This window comes from Nostoc sp. WHI (assembly GCF_015714725.1).
GTDB lineage: Bacteria > Cyanobacteriota > Cyanobacteriia > Cyanobacteriales > Nostocaceae > Nostoc.
Genome location: NZ_WBKM01000005.1, coordinates 25,897 through 48,853 on the forward strand (window position 1 = coordinate 25,897; position 22,957 = coordinate 48,853).

The 22,957-nt window shown below is 42.1% G+C and carries 5 protein-coding genes; all 5 read left to right on the top strand.

Annotated features, from left to right (window positions below):
* The first annotated feature begins 206 nt into the window (after positions 1 to 206).
* Entirely contained in the window at positions 207 to 6,761 is a 6,555-nt protein-coding gene (locus F8S12_RS00365; RefSeq protein WP_196514252.1) for a non-ribosomal peptide synthetase, read from the top strand.
* A gap of 4 nt (positions 6,762 to 6,765) precedes the next feature.
* A complete protein-coding gene (locus tag F8S12_RS00370) occupies positions 6,766 to 10,005 on the top strand; it encodes a non-ribosomal peptide synthetase (protein WP_196514253.1) in 3,240 nt (1,079 codons plus the stop codon).
* Positions 10,006 to 10,059: 54 nt separating this feature from the next.
* Positions 10,060 to 17,847 (top strand): non-ribosomal peptide synthetase, encoded by a 7,788-nt coding sequence (locus tag F8S12_RS00375; protein ID WP_196514254.1) that lies wholly within the window; start codon positions 10,060 to 10,062, stop codon positions 17,845 to 17,847.
* 61 nt (positions 17,848 to 17,908) lie between these two features.
* Entirely contained in the window at positions 17,909 to 18,520 is a 612-nt protein-coding gene (locus F8S12_RS00380; RefSeq protein ID WP_196514255.1) for a Uma2 family endonuclease, read from the top strand.
* A 183-nt stretch (positions 18,521 to 18,703) separates the two neighbouring features.
* Positions 18,704 to 22,921 carry a non-ribosomal peptide synthetase gene (locus F8S12_RS00385; protein WP_196514256.1) on the top strand — a complete coding sequence of 1,406 codons (4,218 nt, stop codon included), beginning with the start codon at positions 18,704 to 18,706 and terminating at the stop codon, positions 22,919 to 22,921.
* The last annotated feature ends 36 nt before the right edge of the window (positions 22,922 to 22,957 follow it).

Here is a 22,957-nt window from a genome sequence, read left to right on the forward strand (position 1 = left end):
CTATTTAAGCAGACATGATATCACCGAATTAAACCCTCAAAGGTCTATTATTTACCGATATTCGTGCAAGAGGTCTGTTAGCTAGCTAGCACTAGCCGAAAAATCGGTTTAAAGCTTTGTCAAAAGAATAACTATAGAGCCTGCTCAAGGCTATATCAAGACTTATAACTTTAACTGAAATTTTCAATCTTTGTACTAAATTTACTATGGAAGAAATTTTAATTAGCTCTACTCAGTCTGTTGATAATTTTTTGGCTTTAACTGAGCAGGAGCAACATAAAATATTGGTGGAATGGAATGATACAACGGTCGATTATCCCAAGCATCTATGTATACATCAGTTATTTGAAGCACAAGTAGAAAAAAATCCAGACAGTATCGCTGTTGTCTTTAAGGAAGAACAACTAACTTACCAAGAGTTGAACCACCGAGCCAATCAACTAGCACATTATCTGCGTTCGCTTGGTGTAGAGACAGAGGTACTGGTAGGCATTTGCGTTGAGCGCTCCTGGGAAATGGTAGTAGGATTTCTGGGCATTCTCAAGGCGGGTGGAGCTTATGTGCCGCTAGATCCAATGTATCCCAAAGAGCGTTTAAACTTCATGCTCTCAGATTCACAAGTGCAGGTGTTGTTGACACAGCAAAAGTTCGTTGAAGGGTTTACTGGTAGCGGGGCGAAAGTGGTTTGTCTGGATACTGGCTGGGAATCGATTAACCAACACAGCCAAGAGAATGCTACTAGCAACGTCACGGCTGATAACCTGGCTTACGTTATCTACACCTCTGGTTCTACAGGAACACCAAAGGGAGTAGCGGTACCACATCGGGCTGTGAATCGGCTAGTATGCAACACCAACTACGTGAAGTTTGTTTATAGCGATTGCGTTGCTCAAGCCTCAAATACTTCATTTGACGCAGCTACATTTGAAATCTGGGGTTCTTTCCTGCACGGGGCTAGGCTGGTGATAATTCCTCAAGATGTTGTGCTTTCGCCGCAGAAGTTTGCAGCATACATCTGTGAACAAGGGATTAGCGTATTATTTTTGACTACAGCCTTATTTAATCAGTTAGCGAGCATTGTCCCTGAAGCATTTAAAGACTTGCGTCACTTACTAATTGGAGGCGATACTCTTGATCCCAAATCTGTTAAAGCAGTTCTTAAGAATGGGGCACCACAGCGATTACTGAATGCTTATGGGCCAACTGAGAGTACAACATTTGCTTGTTGGTATCTAGTGCAAGATATTCCCGAAGGGGCAACAAATGTGCCGATTGGTCGCCCAATCTCCAATACACAAATCTACATACTGAACTCCAAACTTCAACCAGTTCCGATTGGTACTCCTGGTGAATTGTATATTGGTGGCGACGGATTGGCCAGAGGCTATCTGAACCGCCCAGAGTTAACTATTGAAAAATTTATACCTAATCCCTTTGCTAGCGGGACGAAGTTTTACAAGACTGGTGATTTAGCCCGGTTCTTACCAGATGGCAATATTGAGTTTATTGGGCGAATCGATAATCAGGTGAAGATTCGCGGCTTTCGCATTGAACTAGGAGAAATTGAGGCGCTTTTGAGTCAACATGCGGATGTACAGCAGGCTGTGGTTATCGCTCGTGAAGACATCCCTGGCGATCAGCGTCTTGTTGCATATCTTGTTCCTAAGCAAAAAGTTGATCTGAGCGTCACTACTATAAAACGCTTTCTTCAAGAAAAACTGCCCCACTACATGATGCCAGCAGTTTTTGTGATTCTCGACTCCTTGCCCCTTACTCCCAATGGTAAAGTTGATCGGCGGAATCTTCCAGCCTGCGATCGCACCCGCCCCGATCTTGAAGAAAGCTTTGTTGCACCTCGTAACCCAATTGAGAAAAAGTTAGCTGCGATTTGGACTGAATTACTAGGGCTTGATCTGATTGGAATCAATGATAATTTTTTCTATCTGGGTGGACATTCGCTAATTGCAACTCAGATGCTTTCTCGCGTGCGCGAAGTTTTCCCAGTCGAGTTATCCTTTGGGCAAATCTTTGAAAACCCCACGATCGCAAGTTTAGCTCAACTGCTCACCCAAGGTAATCAAGAACGACAGGGGCAACGTCTGGCCATAAAAAGAATTCCCCATGAAGGACTATTGCCAGTTTCCTTTGCTCAAGAGCGAGTGTACTTCATCCAGCAATTAGCGCCGGAAAATAGTGCTTATCAATTCCAGGCAAAGATGCAATTTCGAGGTCGGCTTGATGTCACAGTCTTAGAACAGTGTCTTGATGAGATTGTGCAGCGTCATGAAATCTTCCGCACGACTTATCCGGCGGTAAATGGTAAGTTATTTCAGGTCATTAACCCGCACCAACCAATCAGTTTTAAAGTAATTGACCTCCAGGCATTCCCGGAATCTGAACAAGAAGCCGAGGCTCAAAAGCTATGTGAGGCAGAAGTGCAGCAGCCCTTCGATATGAATCAGCTACCCCTGGTGAGGTGGGTTTTATTAAAGTTGAGTGAACAAGAACATCAATTGATTCACATTGAGCATCACATGGCTCATGATGGTTGGTCATTCAATGTGTTTTTGGGTGAGTTGCTGGAACTTTATCCAGCCTTCTGTGCGGGTAAACCCTCCCCACTAACTGAACCAAGGTTGCAGTTTGCAGACTTTGCCCATTGGCAGCGTGAATGGGTGAACACCGCAGAAGCTCAAGCCCAATTAACCTATTGGCAGCAAAAGTTATCAGGTAGTTCGCCGTTGTTAGAATTACCCTACGATCGCCCGCGACCGACAGAGCAAACTTATAATGGCGATCAAATTAGGGTGGAACTTCCCATCGACTTGTGTGAATCTCTCAGACTTCTCAGCCGTCGAGAAGGTGTCACCTTATTTATGACGATGCTGGGAGCAATTCTGGTAATATTGCACCGATACACTGGACAGGACGACCTAAGCGTCGGGGCTGCTGTTGCCAATCGGCGGATGCAGGAGGTAGAAAAGTTAATTGGCATGATCGTCAATAACCTGGTTTTACGCACCGATTTGTCTGGCAATCCCACGTTTCGGGAATTACTCGGTCGAGTGCGTCAAGTGACTCTGGAAGCATATAGCAACGAAGACTTACCCTTTGATAAGGTGGTGGAGGTTCTCAAGCCAATACGGAATTTGAGTCACAATCCTCTGTTTCAAGTAATGTTCAGCTTCCACGATTCCCCCATGCCAGACTTGAGTCTCCCAGGCTTGGACATCAGCTTGCATGAACCCATCAGCAATAAATCAGCAAAGTTTGATCTGGATCTCCTGGTTATACCGCGTTCTGAGCAACGTGTGCAGAACGGTTCTAAAACGGGAGCGAAGGGAATCACGCTAGTTTTAGAATACAACAGCGACCTCTTTGATGCTGCCACAATCCAACGAATGCTAGAGCAGTATCAAACTTTACTAGAAGGGATTGTTACTAACCCAGAGCAGCGAGTTTTTGAATTACCACTGTTAACGCAGACTCAGCAGCAATTATTGGTAGAGTGGAATCAGACTCACAAAGAGTATCCGGCTAAAGAGTGTATCCATAAGTTATTTGCGGCTCAAGTAAAGTTAACTCCCGATGCTGTAGCTATTCAGCAAGAAGGTCAACAGCTAACTTACCGCGAATTGAGCGATCGCGCCAATCAAATAGCACATTATTTGCAAAGTTTGGGAGTCAAACCAGAAACCCTGGTTGGTATCTGCGTTGACCGTTCTCTAGAGATGATTGTCGGCTTACTCGGCATTCTCAAAGCGGGGGGTGCATACATTCCCCTTGACCCTGCTTATCCAAAAGAGCGACTGGCCGACATTCTTGCAGATACGCAACTGAGCATTCTGCTGACTCAAGAAAGATTCCAGTCAAAACTACCAGATTATGCTGGAAAAACGATCTGTTTAGATAGAGATTGGTTACAAATTGCTCAACACAGCAGAGCTAACCCGACTACCGAAGTTCAGCCCTATAACCTCGCCTACATTATTTATACCTCTGGTTCCACAGGCAAACCCAAAGGAGTGATGATTGAACATCAGTCATTGACGAATTTTGTCATGAGCGCCACCCATGAATATGGAATTAGTGCAAGCGATCGCATTCTACAATTTGCGTCTATCTGTTTTGATGCATCGATTGAAGAGATATTACCTTGTCTTTCAGTCGGTGCAACATTAGTACTGCGAACCGAACAGATGTTGCACTCCAGCAACGAATTTTGGCGGTATTGCCGAGAATGGCAGTTAACTGTGTTGGATCTTCCCACAGCGTACTGGCATCAGTTAGTAGCGGAACTTACCTCTGAAGACACCCGAATTCCCGAAAGTCTCAGAATAGTGATTATAGGGGGAGAAGAAGCGCAACTGTCAAAAGTGAAGCACTGGCACAATAGTATTGCTCATTTGCCCAATCCACCTGAATTACTTAATAGTTACGGGCCAACAGAAGCAACGATTATAACCACCTTAGATCGCTTAACCCCAGCAGCTACCTCTGTTGCAATTGGACGACCGATCAGCAATGCTCAAGTTTATATTCTGGATCAATATCTGCAACCAGTGCCTATAGGAGTTCCCGGAGAACTGCACATTGGCGGAGCCGGATTAGCCAGAGGGTATTGGCTACGTTCTGAACTCACAGATCAGAAATTTATCCAAACTCTAAAATTTGATCGCCTTTATAAAACAGGGGACATAGCACGATTTCGTGCAGATGGCAAGCTGGAATACCTCGGTCGGGTTGACGAGCAGGTGAAGATTCGGGGCTTCCGCATTGAGTTGGGAGAAATCGAAACGGTTCTGAGACAACACCCACAGGTGTTTCAAGCTGTCGTCATGGCTCGTGAAGACATTGCCGGACAAAAGCGGCTTGTGGCTTATGTTGTTCCGCACCAGCCACAACCAAACGCCAATGAACTGCGACATTTCCTAAAGCAGAAGTTGCCTAATTATATGGTACCTTCAGCGATCGCACTGTTGAAAATGCTGCCGATGACTCCGAATCAGAAGGTAGATTACCGCACCCTACCAGCCCCCGATTTCTCTCAAAGTGCAGAAGATAATTTTGCTGCACCCCAGACCCCTACAGAAGAGAGATTAGCGGCGATCTGGTCGGAAATATTAAGATTAAAACAAGTCGGCATTCATGATAACTTCTTTGAATTGGGCGGCGACTCCATCCTCAGCATTCAGGTAATTTCCCGTGCAAATCAGGCGGGTATTCAAATTGCCCCTAAACAGCTATTTCAGTACCAAACCATTGCTGAGTTAGCTGCCGTGGCAGGAATTATTCGTCAAGTTATAGCCGAACAAGGGTTAGTAACTGGCTCAGTGGCGCTGATACCCATCCAACAGTGGTTTTTCGAGCAGAAATTGCCCAAACCTGATTACTTTAACCAGTCAGCCTTGCTGGAAGTGCCGGCAGATTTGCAACCAGAGCTATTACAGCAAGTCGTGCAACAATTATTAGTGCATCATGATGCTCTGCGATCGCAATTTGTTCAACAAGGAGAAAACTGGCAGCAGATTAATTACGAATTACGAATTACGAATTACGAATTATTTAGCGTCATTAATTTGTCGCACCTGTCGCCAGAAAAACAACAAACAGCAATGAAAGCGGCGGATGCTGAACTCCAAGCTAGTTTGAATTTATCTACTGGGGCGATCGCACGAGTTGCACTGTTTCAATTAGGCAATAATCAATTTGGTCGGTTACTGTTCATCATCCATCACTTAGCAGTAGATGCCATTTCGTGGCGGATTTTGCTCGAAGATTTAGCTACTGGTTATCAGCAAATCAGCCGTGGCCAAGCTATTAAATTACCACCTAAGACAACCTCCTTTCAATATTGGAGCGATCGCCTGAGAGAATACGCGCAATCAAAGGCGATATCAGATGAGTTGAATTACTGGCTAAATGAGTCTATTTTAAAAGTTACCTCGTTGCCAGTAGACAAGCCTTCAGGTAAAGAAAATAACACCATAGCTTCAGCCGCTTCTGTGTCACTTTCTTTAAATGCAGAACATACCCGCGCCCTCTTGCAGGATGTACCCTCTGCCTACAACACTCAAATTAATGATGTGCTGTTGACTGCCCTAGTGCAAAGCTTTGCCCAATGGACGGGAGAACGTTCTTTGCTTGTTGATTTAGAGGGACATGGACGAGAAGACTTGTTTGAAGATGTGGATTTGTCACGAACTGTAGGCTGGTTTACTACCTTATTCCCCGTTCATTTGCAGCTAGAAGAAGTTGAGCATCTAGGAGAGGTTTTAAAGTTAGTTAAAGAACAACTGCGGCGCATCCCCAACCGAGGCATTGGCTATGGTGTATTGCGATATTTGCAGCAGGATGACAGTACACGCAAAAAGCTACAAAGTTTCCCTCAAGCGGAAGTAAGTTTTAACTACCTTGGTCAGTTCGATCAGGTGCTTAGGGCATCTGCTGCGTTGGGTTTGGCTCAAGAATTCAAAGCTGAACAGAGTTTACTTAATCAGCGCAGCCACCTGTTAGGAGTAAGCGGATTTATTCGTGCAGGAAGGCTGGAAATGACTTGGGCTTATAGCGAGAAAGTTCATCAACGAGACACCATTCAGGGTTTAGCCTTTGGGTTTATGGAGGCATTGCGATCGCTTATTGCCCACTGTCAATCAAAAGAGTCTCAAGATTATACACCTTCTGACTTTTCGGCTGCCAAACTCAATCAAAAACAGCTTGACAAATTCATTACCAAAATCAACAAAGACAAGAAGAAGTAGTTTGATGAACAATATCGAAGACCTTTATGAACTTTCGCCCATGCAGCAGGGGATGCTGTTTCATACCCTTTATGCGCCAGAATCGGAAGTTTATTTTGAGCAGTTGCTTTGCATCCTCCAAGGAGAATTAAATTTTCCTGTGTTTGTCCAAGCTTGGCAGCAGGTTGTGTCGCGACACCCAGTTTTACGCAGTTCCTTTTATTGGGAAGAGATAGAAAAGCCCTTGCAAATGGTGAGCAAGCAAGTGGATCTCCCGTGGGAAAAACTGGACTGGCGGCATTTAACAGCCGATGAACAACAACAGTATATAGGGGATTTTTTGTCAGGCGATCGCCAAAAAAAATTTGAACTAGATTTTGCTCCTCTAATGCGCTTCACCGTCATCCAGCTAGAGGAGCAGACTTATCAATTTATTTGGAGTCATCATCATATCCTCTTTGATGGCTGGTCGATGCAGATTATCCTCAAAGAAGTTTTAGCTTTTTATGAAGCACATCAACGAGGCGAACATTTACGCCTGATACCCTCTTGCCCCTATCGAGAATATATTAATTGGTTACAGCAACAGGATATTACTCAAGCAGAGAAATTCTGGCAACAAACCCTCCACGGTTTCGGGCTTCCTACCCCTTTAATAGGCAACAGGGAACAAGAACAAGAAATATATAATGAGCAAACTTTTCAATTATCTCAAACAATAACTGACAAACTGCAATATGCGGCGCGACAACACCATTTAACTTTGAATAATTTGGTGCAAGGAGCATGGGCACTGCTACTTTCTCGCTACAGTGGAGAAAGCGATGTGGTTTTTGGTGCAACTGTATCTGGTCGTCCAGCAACGCTTGTGGGAGTAGATTCGATGGTGGGGTTACTAATCAACACTCTCCCCATTCGGGTACAAATTACAGCAAACACGGAATTATTATCCTGGCTTAAGCAATTACAAACGCAAGCATTTGAACAGGAACAGTATAGTTATTATTCCCTGGCGGAAATTCAGCGTTTGAGTAATGTTCCCCCAGGAATGCCCTTGTTTGAGAGCCTTTTAGTGTTTGAGAATTATCCGCTAGATTCTGCTGAACAGAAAACCAAAAAAACTTTAGAAATTAGTCATCTTCGTTGTTTTGAACGCACGAATTATCCGCTAACGGTTGTACTTAATCCTAAATCACAATTGTCTGGCAGGATTGTCTATGATGCCAGTCGTTTTGAGCAAGAGACAATTGTCCGCATGATTGGACATTTCCAAACATTGCTAACAGGAATGGCAACCAATCTACAACAAAACATTTCCCAATTATCCCTGCTAACTACAGCCGAAGAAGAAGAATTAATTTTACAAGAAAATAATCAAAATATAGATTCTATTTATTACAAATGTATTCATAGTTTATTTGAAGAACAGGTAGAAAAAACCCCTGATGCAGTAGCAGTTGTATATAAAAAACAACACCTAACTTATCGTGAGTTGAATAACCGCGCCAATCAATTAGCTCATTATTTACAAGCGCTGGGAGTTAAACCCGAAGTCCGGGTGGGAATTTGTGTAGAGCGTTCGTCGGAGACGTTGCCGGAGGCATCGCTTTTAATGGTAATAGGAATACTCGCTATTCTTAAAGCGGGCGGGGCTTATGTTCCGCTAGATCCAGCTTATCCTTCAGAAAGACTGGCGTTCATGGTGGAAGATGTACAAACATCGATCTTACTAACACAAAATCATTTCCAAGATAGACTCCCACTCAATAATCAAACCGTGGTAAATCTTGATTCAGATTGGGAAATAATTGCCCAATATAAAGAAGACAATTTACTCAGTGAAGTTAATCCAGAAAACTTAGCTTATATCATTTATACCTCTGGCACGACGGGAACACCAAAGGGAACAGAAGTTCCTCATCGTAGCATTATTGGTTTTATGTTTGGGGTTGATTATATTCACCTTGATGCAGAGCAGATTTGGCTACAACATTCATCGATTTCTTGGGATGCACTAACCCTAGAACTTTGGCCACCCTTGCTTTACGGTGGGCGTTGTGTGCTTTACCCAGGCAAAATTCCCACACCTGGAGACTTAAGTCGCATCATCCAAGAACAAGGGGTTAACATCCTGTTTTTGACTACAGCCCTATTTAATCTCATGATTGACACCATGCCACAAGGATTGTTAGGGGTAAAACAACTGTTATTTGGGGGAGAGTCCGTTTCTGTAGATCATGTTCGTCGCGCCTTAGAACTATTGCCTGGAACGCAATTAATTCATGCTTATGGCCCTTCAGAATGTACAGTTTTTACCTGTTGTTATCCAATTCCTCAACAAATTGATCACAATATCCATTCAATTCCCATTGGAAAACCCATCGGTGACAGAAAAGTTTATCTACTAGATAAAGATTTACACAGAGTTCCGATTGGTGTTCCTGGTGAACTTTATGTGGGTGGGGCGAGTGTTGCTAGAGGTTACTTAAATCAACCAACATTAACCAGTGAAAAATTTCTTCCTAATCCTTTTTTTGAGGGCGATACACTTTACAAAACTGGAGATTTAGTCCGCCGCCTTTCTGATGGGAACCTGGAATTTCTAGGGCGAATTGATACACAAGTGAAAATTCGCGGTTTCCGCATTGAATTAGGAGAAGTTGAGGCAGTTTTAAATCAACACTCTGACATAAAGCAAGTTGTAGTTATTGTGCGGGAAGATGAGCCTGGGAACAAGTATTTAGTTGCCTATCTCATTGCTAAAGATAATCCACTAACTCCTAGCAGTCTGCGAAACTTCCTCAAGACAAAGCTGCCTGACTACATGATTCCCGCCGCTTTCGTATTTCTAGAAGCATTTATCCTAACGCCTAATGGTAAAATCAATCGCCGTGTTTTGCCTGCTCCAGATGCTGACCAAAGAAATCTAGAGGTTGATTTTGTTGCTCCCCGCACGCCTACCGAACAAGAATTAGCCACAATTTGGGCTGAAGTTCTCAAATTAAAACAGGTGGGAATTCACGATAATTTTTTCGAGTTGGGGGGTCATTCTTTACTGGCTACTCAAGTTATTTCTCGGTTAAGAGAAGCCTTTTCTCTAGATTTTTCTCTACGTTATTTGTTTGAAAATCCGACCATTGCCGAACTCGCCCAAAAAGCGATCGCTCAACAGATTGAACAAGCTGAAAATGATGCCATATCACAGATTTTAAGGGAAGTTGATCAGTTATCAGAAGAAGAAGTGGCGCAGCAATTGCTTTTTTAAAGAATTTTATCACGCAGAGGCGCAGAGGCGCAGAGAGTCAGGAGAAGTGTTATTATGAGCGATATATTAAAACGTCTAGAAGCTCTTTCACCAGACAAGCGAGAATTAGTTTTACAAAAACTGAAAAAGCAGCAATCTGCACAAAATAATAACAGGCTAATTCCACCCATAACACTCGTATCAAGAAAGCAACCCCTTCCTCTGTCTTTTGCTCAACAAAGACTCTGGTTTCTCGATCAATTAGAGGGGGGAAATTGCGTTTACAACGTGCCGTTTTTCTGGGAAATTAGCGGATTTCTGAATATAGCTGCTTTAGAACAAGCTATTAAAGAAATTGTTCAACGTCATGAAGTTTTACGCACTAGCTTTTGTGTTGTAGATGAGTCGCCGATACAGGTGATTCACGCTCATCCTCAACTGACAATGCAAGTGCTAGATTGGCAACAATTGACTGAAGAAAACCAGTTAAGCAAAGCTACGCAATTAGCGACAGAAGAATTGCAACAGCCCTTTAATTTATTAAACTCACCTTTGCTGCGAGTAAAGTTGTTGCAACTGAATAACCAATCGCATCTGTTATTGCTCGTCATTCATCATATTGTTTGTGATGGCTGGTCAATGGACATATTCCGCCGTGAATTGTTCAGCCTTTATACCGCCTTCTGCGCTGGAGAACCTTCTCCCTTACCCGAATTATCACTACAATATGCCGATTTCGCCCACTGGCAAAGACAATGGCTACAGGGAAAGGTACTCCAAACCCAACTCAATTACTGGCAAAAACAATTAGCTGAAATCTCGCCTCTGTTAGAATTACCCACAGATAGACCCCGCCCATCAACTCAAACCTATCGGGGACGTAGCGAGTTTTTAGAACTCAATCACGATTTAACAAAGAAGTTGAAACGTTTAAGTCAAGAGTCAGGAACAACTTTGTTTATGACTTTACTTGCAGCATTTACCCTGTTACTTTCGCGCTACAGTGGACAAGAGGATATTGTAGTTGGTTCTGCGATCGCTAATCGTAATCGTCGTGAAATAGAACCCCTAATTGGCTTTTTTGTCAACACCCTAGCATTGCGTACTAATCTGCAAGGAAATCCAACTTTTTTAGAATTACTTGAACGAGTAAAGCAAGTAACCCTAGATGCTTATGACCATCAAGATTTACCCTTTGAGAAATTAGTCGATGAACTGGGTTTAGAGCGATCGCTTTCTCATCATCCCCTATTTCAAGTGGCTTTTAGCTTACAAAATGAAACCCAGCAGCAACTAGAAACCAATGGATTAACCGTTACTCGTTTCACCTGGGAAAACACCACAACTCTGTTTGATTTGTCGCTGATTTTCCGCGAAACTCCTCAAGGCTTGACAGGAGAATGGGAATATGCAAGCGATTTGTTTGAGGCTAAAACTATCCAAAGGATGACGGGACATTTTGCAGTTTTACTTCTCTCAATTGTCGATAATCCTCAGCAACCGATTAATATCCTACCGTTGATTACAGAAGTTGAACGTCAGCAACTCCAAGTCTGGAATCAAACAGAAGTGGTTTATCCTCTCAATCAAACTTTGGTTGAACTGTTTGAAGCTCAAGTTGCCAAAAACCCTAATAATCTCGCTTTGGTGTTTGAATCCGAAAGCCTAACTTACCAACAACTTAATCAAAAAGCGAATCAACTAGCTGATTATTTAATTCAAAACTACCAAATTCAGCCAGAAAGCTTAATTGGTATTTGTGTTGAACGGTCTTTAGAAATGATTATTGGTGTACTCGGTATCTTGAAAGCGGGTGCGGCATACCTGCCAATTGACCCCAATTATCCTAAAGAACGGATTGGGTTTATGTTAGAAGATTCTGGAACATCGGTATTACTAACCCAAAGTTTCCTCCAAGACCAATTACCCCTAGCTGAACTAGAAAACTCTCCTCAAGTAATTTGTTTGGATGACGAAACTTTTGCCGAAGAGTTCACAAAAAATCCCAGTCCAAAAACTACACCTAATAATTTAGCTTATGTAATTTATACTTCTGGTTCGACGGGACGACCCAAAGGAGTGATGATTGAACATCGAGGGTTGACCAATTTGACTTTAGCACTGGTTAACAGTTTTCAAATTCAACCCCAAAGCCGTTTTCTTCAGTTTGCTTCTTTTAGTTTTGATAGTTCTGTTGCTGAAATTGCTCCCACTCTAGCCACGGGTGCTTGTTTACATTTGGCTAAAAAAGAGACTTTGTTACCCGGTCAAGGCTTGGTCAATTTCTTGAACGATCGCAAAATTTCCCATATCATTGTACCCCCTTCGGCATTATCGGTGTTACCTCCAGCGACTTTACCAGATTTGCAAACCATAGTTGTTGGTGGTGAAGTTTGCCCAGCCGAATTAGTTACAAAATGGGCAACAGGACGACATTTCTTTAATGGCTATGGGCCTACAGAATCTACAGTTGGTGCAGCGATCGCAATTTGTCAACCCAATGGCAAAAAACCACCAATTGGTCAACCATTAGCCAATATACATATCTATATTTTAGATGCTCATAATCAACCATTACCTCCAGGAATACCTGGAGAATTGTGCATCGCTGGCGTTAGTTTGGCACGAGGCTATTTGAATCGTCCCAATTTAACCGCCGAAAAATTTATTGAAGTTGAGTTATTCGGCAAAACTGAGCGAATTTACAAAACTGGCGACTTAGCCAGATGGACAGATAATGGCAACCTTGAGTATTTGGGTCGGATTGACGATCAAGTTAAATTACGCGGCTTCCGCATTGAATTAGGTGAAATTGAATCGCTATTATTGCAACACTCTTTAGTTAAAGAAGGAGTTGTTATTTTATATGAAACTGATAATAATCCCAGGTTAGTAGCTTATATCACGGCAAAAGAAAAATCATTCAATTTAGGGGGACAACTTAAAGACTACCTGAAAGTTCGCTTGCCAAATTATATGGTTCCTAGCCAAATTATCGTATTGAATCAGTTGCCCTTTACCCCCAACGGTAAGCTAGATCGGAGAGGATTACCAGCACCAGATATAGCTACTTCCCCAGACTTTGCAATGCCAGTAACCCCAACTGAAGAACTGCTGGCTACCTTATGGCAAACTCTTCTGAAAGCTCAGTCTGTTGGTCGCCGAGATAACTTCTTTGAACTGGGGGGACATTCGCTCTTAGCAACTCAATTGGTTGCCCGGATTCGTGACATTTTTGGGGTAGAAGTGCCTGTCCGCAAGATATTTGAGCAGAGCATTTTGTCTGAGTTGGCAATAGAAATTGACAAAGCAGCTTCGGGTGTTACTTTACCTCTAATCACACCACAGCCTGAAAATGCTCCTAAAACTCTGTCCTTTGCTCAATCAAGACTTTGGTTTTTAGCCCAACTTGAAGGAATAGGAACGTCGGCCACCTATAATATGTCAACGGCGTTAGAACTTGACGGCAAGTTGAATATAGAGGCGTTGCGTACAAGTTTTGATTATCTCCTCGATCGCCATACCATTTTACGCACCTATTTTCCTGCACGGTCGGGAGAGGCGCAAGTGATCGTCCAAAATCCAAAGGATATAGAAGTGCTGGCGATTGCAGACTTACGGTTACTCGATCCCCAGACTCAAGCAGAAACCGGACAACGGTTAGCCAATAATCATGCCCAAGAACCCTTTGACTTAAATACCGGCCCTTTGTTCAAAGCAAAACTGCTGCAACTTAGCGAACAAAAAAATGTGCTGCTCATTAATATGCACCACATTATTAGTGATGGCTGGTCAATGGGAGTATTTAAACGCGAATGGCAACAAGCTTATTCTGCTTTTGCTGCGGGGTATGCTCCGAATTTGTCACCGTTGCCAATTCAGTATAGTGATTATGCAGCTTGGCAGCGCAGTTGGTTACAAGGGGAGATTTTAGAAAGTCAGGAAAATTACTGGAAACAACAATTAGGCGATGCTCCCCGATTGCTGGATTTGCCTACTGATCATCCCCGTCCAGCACAACAAAGTTATCAAGGTGGGCGTGAGGAATATCTTTTAAGCAATGAACTGACTCAGAGACTTAAAGCTATTAGTCAACAACATGGGGTTAGTTTATTTATGACCCTGTTAGCGGCTTTTAGTATTTTACTTTCTCGTTACAGTCGTCAAGAAGACTTATGTATTGGTTCTGCGATCGCTAACCGCACCCATAGCCACACAGAAGGGTTGATCGGCTTTTTTGTCAATACCTTAGTATTACGTAGCAAAGTCAAGCCAGAGCAAAGTTTTAGCGAGTTACTTCAACAAACCCGCCAAATTTGCTTAGATGCATACTCTCATCAAGATATTCCCTTTGAGTATTTAGTAGAACAGTTACAACCAGAACGTAGTCTGAGCCATAACCCCTTATTCCAGGTGATGCTCGTGTTGCAAAACACCGAAGGGGCGGGGACGAATGTTAGTTTACCAGAGCTTGAGATTAAATTGTTGGATCAAAATTATCCTTTTGCCAAGTTTGACTTAACACTCGATCTTTGCGAAAGAGATGGTCAACTACGCTGTATGTGGGAATATGCCACCGATCTATTTGAGTCAAAGACAATTAGGCGGATGGCAGGACAGTTTGAAGTCTTGCTCAAAGCGATATGCTTACAGCAGGCTGGCGCGAACGCCCAAAATGCCCAACAGCCGATCAGTAAGCTGCCTTTAATCACAACAGCAGAAATCCAACAACTGCAACTTTGGAATAAAACTAACACCGATTACCCTAAAAACCAGACTCTAGTTACTCTGTTTGAACAACAAGCAGCACAAACCCCTGATAACATTGCGGTGGTGTTTGAAGACCACAGCCTGAGTTATCAAGAACTAAACCAGAAAGCTAATCAGTTGGCGTATTCTCTATTAGAACTCAAAACAGAGCAACAATTGCCTGATAATCCATTGATTGCGATTTGCGTGGAGCGATCGCCAGAAATGGTTATTGGCTTGTTTGGCATTCTGAAAGCGGGTGGGGCGTATGTGCCAATTGACCCCAATTATCCATTAGAACGCATTCGTTTCATGCTCGAAGACTGTGAGGCAAAAGTTCTGCTCACTCATAGTCAACTCAAAGATAAATTAGCGATCGCAAATAAAGAAACTCTTCCTCACTCCCAGAAAATACTATGTTTGGATGAGGATAACTTTGCCAAGCAATCTACAGATAATCCAAGTTCCCAAAGTAAACCCGATGATTTAGCTTATGTCATTTACACATCAGGCTCTACTGGGCGACCCAAAGGCGTACAACTACTACACCGTGCTTTAAGTAACTATTTGCAGTGGGCAAAGGACTTTTATGCAGTAGTGCAAGGGCAAGGTACACCTGTGCAGTCTTCCCTTAGCTTTGATGCAACAATTACCTCGCTCTATCTACCTCTAGTTTGTGGGCTTACCACTACCTTGGTAAGAGAAAAACAAGAGATTGAAGCATTAGCAAACATCATTAAGAATTGCAGACATCTCTCCCTGGTCAAAATCACACCTTCGCATCTAGAAATACTCAATCACCAACTTGATCTTGATTCCATGCCGAATCGAGTTAATGCTTTTGTTTTAGGTGGTGAGACATTACACGCTAACCAGATAATTCCGTGGCTGACTCATGCCCCCGATACCCGCCTGATTAATGAATATGGGCCGACAGAAGCGGTTGTGGGGTGTTGTGTCTACGAAGCGACTGGGAAAATGGATTTAGTTGGCGATTTATTAATCGGACAGCCAATTGCTAATGCACGTATCTACATCTTAGACAACCAAAACCAACCCCTACCTCCTGGCATTCCTGGGGAACTTTGTATTGCGGGTGCTGGTTTAGCGCGTGGCTATCTCAACCATCCCGAACTCACAGCAGAAAAATTTATCGAACTCGACTTATTTGGCCAACAAGAGCGAGTTTATAAAACCGGAGATTTAGCAAAATGGTTGCAAGATGGTAACTTAAAATACCTGGGACGGATTGACAACCAAGTAAAACTGCGTGGATTTCGGATTGAATTGGGTGAAATTGAAGCCTTGTTAGTTCAACATTCTAAAATTCAGCAAGCAGTTGTAATTTTGCAAGGCGAAGATGCAATTGATCAGCGCTTGCTGGCTTATATTGTACCCACGCCAATAGATAACAACCTCGAAGATAAAAATCTTCAGGCTGAACAAATAGATTTGTGGCAGCAAGTTTTCAATGATAGCTACTCTCAGCAACAAGCCCTAACCGATGATCCAACTCTGAATCTAGCAGGTTGGAATGATAGCTACACAGGAGAACCCATTCCCAAAGCGGCGATGCAGGAATGGCGAGATACAACAGTTGCCCAAATTCTGGAACTTGAACCCAAACGGATCTGGGAAATTGGTTGTGGGACAGGGATGTTATTGTTTAAAATTGCGCCCCATTGCCAGCATTATCTGGGTACAGATTTTTCACCTGAAGCGTTGCAGTATATTGAACAACATCTAAAAGAGCAGTCTCTCAAAGAGATAGTTACTTTAAAAACCAGTGCAGCTAACCAGTTTGATGGTGTTGAAACAAATGCTTATGATTTGGTAATCATAAATTCTGTTATCCAATATTTTCCTTCCCTAGATTACTTTTTGTCAGTATTGGAGGAAGTTGTTAAAGCTGTGACGACTCAGGGATCAATCTTTATAGGAGATGTGCGAAATCTCCATCTACTAGAAGCTTTCCACACCGCAATCGAATTTTATCGCGCTCCCGATGATTTGTCAATTAAGGACTTGGGTCAACATATTAAAAAAAGCATTGATACTGAAGGCGAATTACTAATTGATCCTGATTTATTTATCGCTTTAAAACAAAGATTTCCTCGGATTAGTCATGTGCAAATCCAATTGAAACAGGGTTATGCTCAGACGGAAATGAGCCGTTTTCGTTATGACGTTGTTTTACATTTGGATCAGATAAATACTCCAGTCGTCGAACCACAATGCTTAGATTGGCAAACTGAGCAACTGAATCTGGAAACAATAGAGAGAATTTTAACAACTCAGCAACCGGATTTATTACGCATTAACAATATTCCGAATTCTCGTCTAACTTCAGAGATGCTGCTGTTAGAAGAAATTGCTAAATTAGATGGTACTGTTACAAACTTAAAAGCGGCAATTGCCCAAGCTAAACCAGGTATAGAACCCGAAGCGTTCCGAACTTTAGTGCGAGATTTACCCTATACACCTTTTATCCAATGTAGCCCCACAGGATTTTCTAATTACGATGTTGTTTTTCAAAGGAATATCCCTGGACAGGCGATATTGCCAAGATTTACTGAGGGTAAAAATTTGCAGGTGAAACCTTGGCAAAATTATGCAAACCAGCCGTTACAATATCACACTAATCAAATTGAACCCGCAATATTCGCCGAATGGCGGAATTTTCTGGGACAAAATTTGCCTGATTATATGATTCCTAGCCATTTCACTATCTTAGAAAAACTGCCACTGACACCAAATGGAAAAGTAGACCATAAAGCTTTGCTTGCACCAAATGTAACTGTTTTATCAACAGACATTGAATTGCCTGTAACCCCGACAGAAAAATTGCTTGCCGAATTGTGGGCGAAACTGCTTAAATATGAAGCGATCGCCCGCCATGATAACTTCTTTAACTTGGGGGGTCATTCTTTATTAGCAACTCAACTAATTGCCCGCATCCGTGATAAATTCAAAGTGGAATTACCCCTGCGGAAAGTATTTGAATTCCCCACCGTCACTGAATTAGCAAATTATCTCGATACCTGTATTTGGGTTAATTCCACCGCCGAAAGTATGCGATCGCTCAACTCAGACGAAGAGGAAATCGAACTTTAAACTACTACGGCTGAAAACACATTCTCAAGCAAAATTTATCTTTTAATGAGAAACTTAATCTATGATTGCCCTATCTGATTCCATTTTTATCACTCCCGAAGCATACCTTCAACTAGAAGAAAAAAGCAACATCAAACACGAATATATTGATGGTCAAGTTTACGCAATGGCAGGAACAACTGACACCCACAACACTATTGTTGGAAACCTATTTATTCTGATTCGTAACCACTTCCGAGGGTCAGACTGTCGAGTTTACTTTGCCGATATTAAAGCCAGGATTGAAAAACGTAACCGCTTTTATTACCCCGATCTTATCGTAACCTGCGACCCTAAAGACCGAGAAACCTCCACCTATAAACGCTTTCCTAAACTTATTATCGAAGTCCTATCGGATTCTACCGAAGCCTTTGACCGAGGTGATAAATTCAACGACTATCAAACCCTTGACAGCCTAGAGGAATACGTTTTAGTTAATAGCAAACACCAACGAATTGAAACATTCCGCCGTAATGATCAAGGCTTATGGGTGCTACAAACTTATATTCCTACCGACCAAACCTTTGAACTGCAAAGTATTAACCTAACCGCCTCATTTGCTGACCTTTACCAGGATGTAGAATTGGAAGCGATTTCTCCGACGGGCTACGCCCAGGAACCAGAACTGAGTTAAAAATTGTAAAACCTCTCAAACTTTTAGTTGTTAAGCAAGTTCGTAGCAAGGACTTTAGTCCTTATTTTCTAAGTACTAAAATGCTTACTACAAACCCTAATAACTAACTTGACAAAGTACTATTTACTGTTAAAAATTAATTCCTAATATTGACAGTCAACTTTGGTTGTGTCCAACTAAATTATGACAAAAAATGAGCAATTGATTTCTTTAATGCTTCGTTTGCAGAACATAGGCTGCCGAATTTGGGCTGAAGATGACAAATTACGAATTCGTACTAGTAAAAACGCCTTAACTACTGAACTAAAGCAGGAAATTCAAACCAATAAAGCGGATATATTAGCATTCTTAAATTCTGCTAGAGCCATATCCGTCATGGCAGAAGAAATTCCAAGCTTGCCAGGTGATGTTCCCAAGCCTCTTTCCTTTGCTCAACAACGCCTGTGGCTGTTAGCGCAACTTCAAGGCCCATCAGCTAGTTACAATATGCCGATCGCTTTACAACTGGATGGAAACCTCAATATTGATGCTCTGCATTCTAGTTTTGCTTATCTGCTTAATCGGCATGACAGTCTCAGGATGTATTTCCCTACAGTGGCAGGACATCCCCAGGTTGCGCTCCAAAATTTAGACAACATCGAAGTTTTAACGATACAAGACTGGCGAAACTTTGATGAACATCCCCAATTTCCAACTGTTCAGCGTTTTATTGATGCTCATGTTCAAGAACCCTTTGACTTAAATACTGGGCCTTTGTTTAAAGCGAAACTGCTGCAATTGAGTGATTGCAAATATGTGTTACTCATCAATATGCACCACATTATCAGTGATGGGTGGTCAATGGGGGTATTTGTCCGTGAGTTACGACAAGTTTATACCACCTTTGCCCAAGGTCAAACCCCAAACCTTTTACCATTGCCTATTCAATACAGCGACTACGCAAACTGGCAACGAAACTGGTTACAAGGAGAGGTGTTAGAAACCCAGATCAACTACTGGAAAAATCAACTCAAAGATGCTGCCCCATTACTGGAGTTGCCTACCGAGTATCCCCGTCCAGCATTGCAAACTTACCGAGGCGATCGCGATCGCTATTCCTTACCATCTGACTTAACTCTTGCCATTAAAACTTTAAGTCAACAGCAAGGGGTAAGTTTGTTTATGACTTTGTTGGCAACTTTCAGTATTCTGCTTTCTCGTTACAGTCGCCAAGAAGATTTATGTATTGGTTCTCCCATTGCTAACCGCACCCATAGCCACACGGAAGGATTAATTGGCTTTTTTGTCAATACCTTGATCCTGCGTAACCGAATCAAGCCTGAGCAAAGTTTTATCGAGTTCTTACAACAAACTTGCCAAATTTGTCTAGATGCCTACTCTCATCAAGACATTCCCTTTGAGTATCTGGTAGAACAGTTGCAACCAGAACGCAGTATGAGTTATAACCCCTTATTCCAAGTCATGTTAGCACTGGAAAATAATGAAAGTCCTGACCTAAGTTTGCCAGGACTAGAGATTGAATGGCTTCCATTAAACTACCCGTTTGCTAAATTTGATCTAGCACTTTTGGTCATAGAATCTGATAACCAGTTAAATTTAACTTGGGAATATGCCACCGATCTCTTTGAGAAAATTACTATACAAAGGATGGCGGCGCAGTTTGAAGTTTTACTTAAGGGAATTGTTGCTTGCCCTCAACAACCTATCAATACTCTGCCTTTGATGACAGCGCCCGAACTTCTGCAACTACAACGCTGGAATCAAACTCAAAGCGATTATCCTAATGATAAAACTCTAGTTGAGATATTTGAACAACAAGTTGCTAAAAACTCTCATAATCTCGCTTTAGTGTTTGAATCCCAAAGCCTAACTTATCAGCAACTCAATCAAAAAGCGAACCAATTAGCTCATTATTTAATTCAAAACCACCAAATTAAGCCAGACACTTTAATTGGTATCTGTGTCGAACGATCTTTGGAAATGATTATTGGTGTACTCGGTATCCTGAAAGCAGGTGCGGCTTATGTGCCAATTGATTCCAATTATCCTAAAGAACGGATTGGGTTTATGTTAGAAGATTCTGGGACATTGCTGTTACTAACTCAGAGTTTCTTATTAGACCAATTACCCCTAGCTAACCTCAAAAAAACTTGTCAGATCATTTGTTTAGATCAGGAAAATTTTAGTGAGGCGTTAACAGATAATCCTAGCCCTCAAAGTACGCCTAATGATTTAGCTTATGTGATCTATACTTCTGGTTCGACGGGACGACCTAAGGGAGTGATGATTGAGCATAGAGGACTGGTGAATTTGGCTTTGGCGATCAATAAAACTTTGCAAATTCTACCTCAAAGCCGATTGCTTCAGTTTGCTTCTTTCAGCTTCGATGCCTCAATTTGGGAAATGGCTACTGCTCTTACCGCAGGCGCTTGTTTGTATCTGGCAAAGAAAGAAACTTTATTGCCTAGTCAAGTTTTGGTTAACTTCTTAGCAAATCATAAAATTTCCCATATCACGTTACCCCCTTCGGTCTTATCCCTATTACCTAAAGCTGCTTTATCCGATTGCCAAACCATAGTGGTTGCTGGTGAAGCTTGCCCAACAGAATTAGTTACCCAATGGGCAAGAGGACGAAGTTTCTTCAATGCCTACGGGCCTACAGAATCTACGGTTTGTGTGAGTATTGCTCTCTGTTATCCTAATGGAAAAAAACCGCCCATTGGTCAACCATTATCTAATATCCGCATTTACATTTTAGATGCTCACAATCAACCATTACCGCCTGGTATACCTGGAGAATTGTGCATCGCTGGAGTGGGTTTGGCACGAGGCTATCTCAACCATCCCGATTTAACCGCCGAAAAATTTATCAACATTGACTTGTTCGGTAAAATTGAGCGAATTTACAAAACTGGCGACTTAGCAAGATGGAGGTTTGATGGCAACCTTGAATATTTAGGTCGCATTGACGATCAGATTAAATTACGGGGCTTTCGGATTGAACTCGGTGAAATTGAATCAATTTTGTTACAACATCCATCAGTTAAAGAAGCAATTGTTACCTTATATAAAACTGAGAGTAACCAAAGTTTAATTGCTTATGTAACGGGAATCAACAATGATTTGTCTACACTTCGGCAAGGCTCAGTGACCACCCAATTGAAAAATCATCTTAAATCCCGTCTACCCGATTATATGTTACCCGCTCAAATCATCATATTGGATGAGTTGCCTTTAACTCCTAATGGTAAAGTTGACCGGAAAGCTTTACCTGTTCCAAATGATGTAATTGAGGGCTTATATGAAGCCCCGCGTAACGAAGTTGAACAACAACTAGCGCTAGTTTGGTCTGCTGTACTCGAACGTCAAGAGATTGGGATTCATGATAACTTTTTCGACTTGGGCGGTCATTCTTTATTAGCAATCAAACTGCTCAATAATATTCAACAAGTGTTTGATCAACAACTTTCTTTAAGTAGTTTATTTCAGAATCCTACTATTGCTCAACTAGCAGAAAAACTTTATAATATTGAGGTTCAACAGTCAAATACCGATTTACTTTCACTCCAACCTCAAGGAGATGCAACCCCTCTATTTTTTCTTCCTGGCGCAAACGGATACGGCTTCTATTTTCGAGATTTGGCAATCAATTTAGGAACTAAGCGGCCAGTATATGGACTTGAAACTCCAGGACGAGACGGCTTTAGCGCCCTCCCTGAATCAGTAGCAGCCCATGCAAGTCAACTGATTGATTTATTACGTCAACAGCAAGCCCAAAGTCCATACATATTAGCAGGATACTCTTCAGGTTGTGCCGTTGCTTTTGAAATGGCTTCCCAACTCGAACAGCAAGGTGAAACGGTGAGTTTATTAGCTATCTTAGACGCTGGACTAGTTTCTTATCCTGAGTATTTTACTGATAGAGCAGAGCTTGATTGGATTTGGCAATTGATTCGACGAATTGAAGTCTTAAAGAAAGTTTCTTTAGGACTGCAATACGACGATTTAGCGGCTCAACCAAATGACCAATCTAGGTGGGATTTAGCAGCAGACTATCTATACCGAAATAATGTTTTACCGGAACACTCCACCCTTTCTTTACTCAAAACCAATATGAAAGTGATGAAAGTGTTAACGCTCAATTACGCGAATTATCAGCCGACTCATCCAATTTCTGCCCCCATTGCTTTATTCCGCGCTCAAGAAGTTCAGGAGATTATTTTGCAAGAACTCCAAGCTTTTTCTGATTACGATCTGCCAGATTGGGGATGGCAAGCTTATACTCAAAAGTTTGCCAAGGTGATTTCTGTACCTGGAAACCACGGTCAAATGCTTTATGAACCAAATGTCAAACTATTAGCCACACAATTACAAGCTTTGATGGTAGATGGAGCAGAGTAGAGTATTTTGACTTTTTCTTTATCTCACCCTAAAATA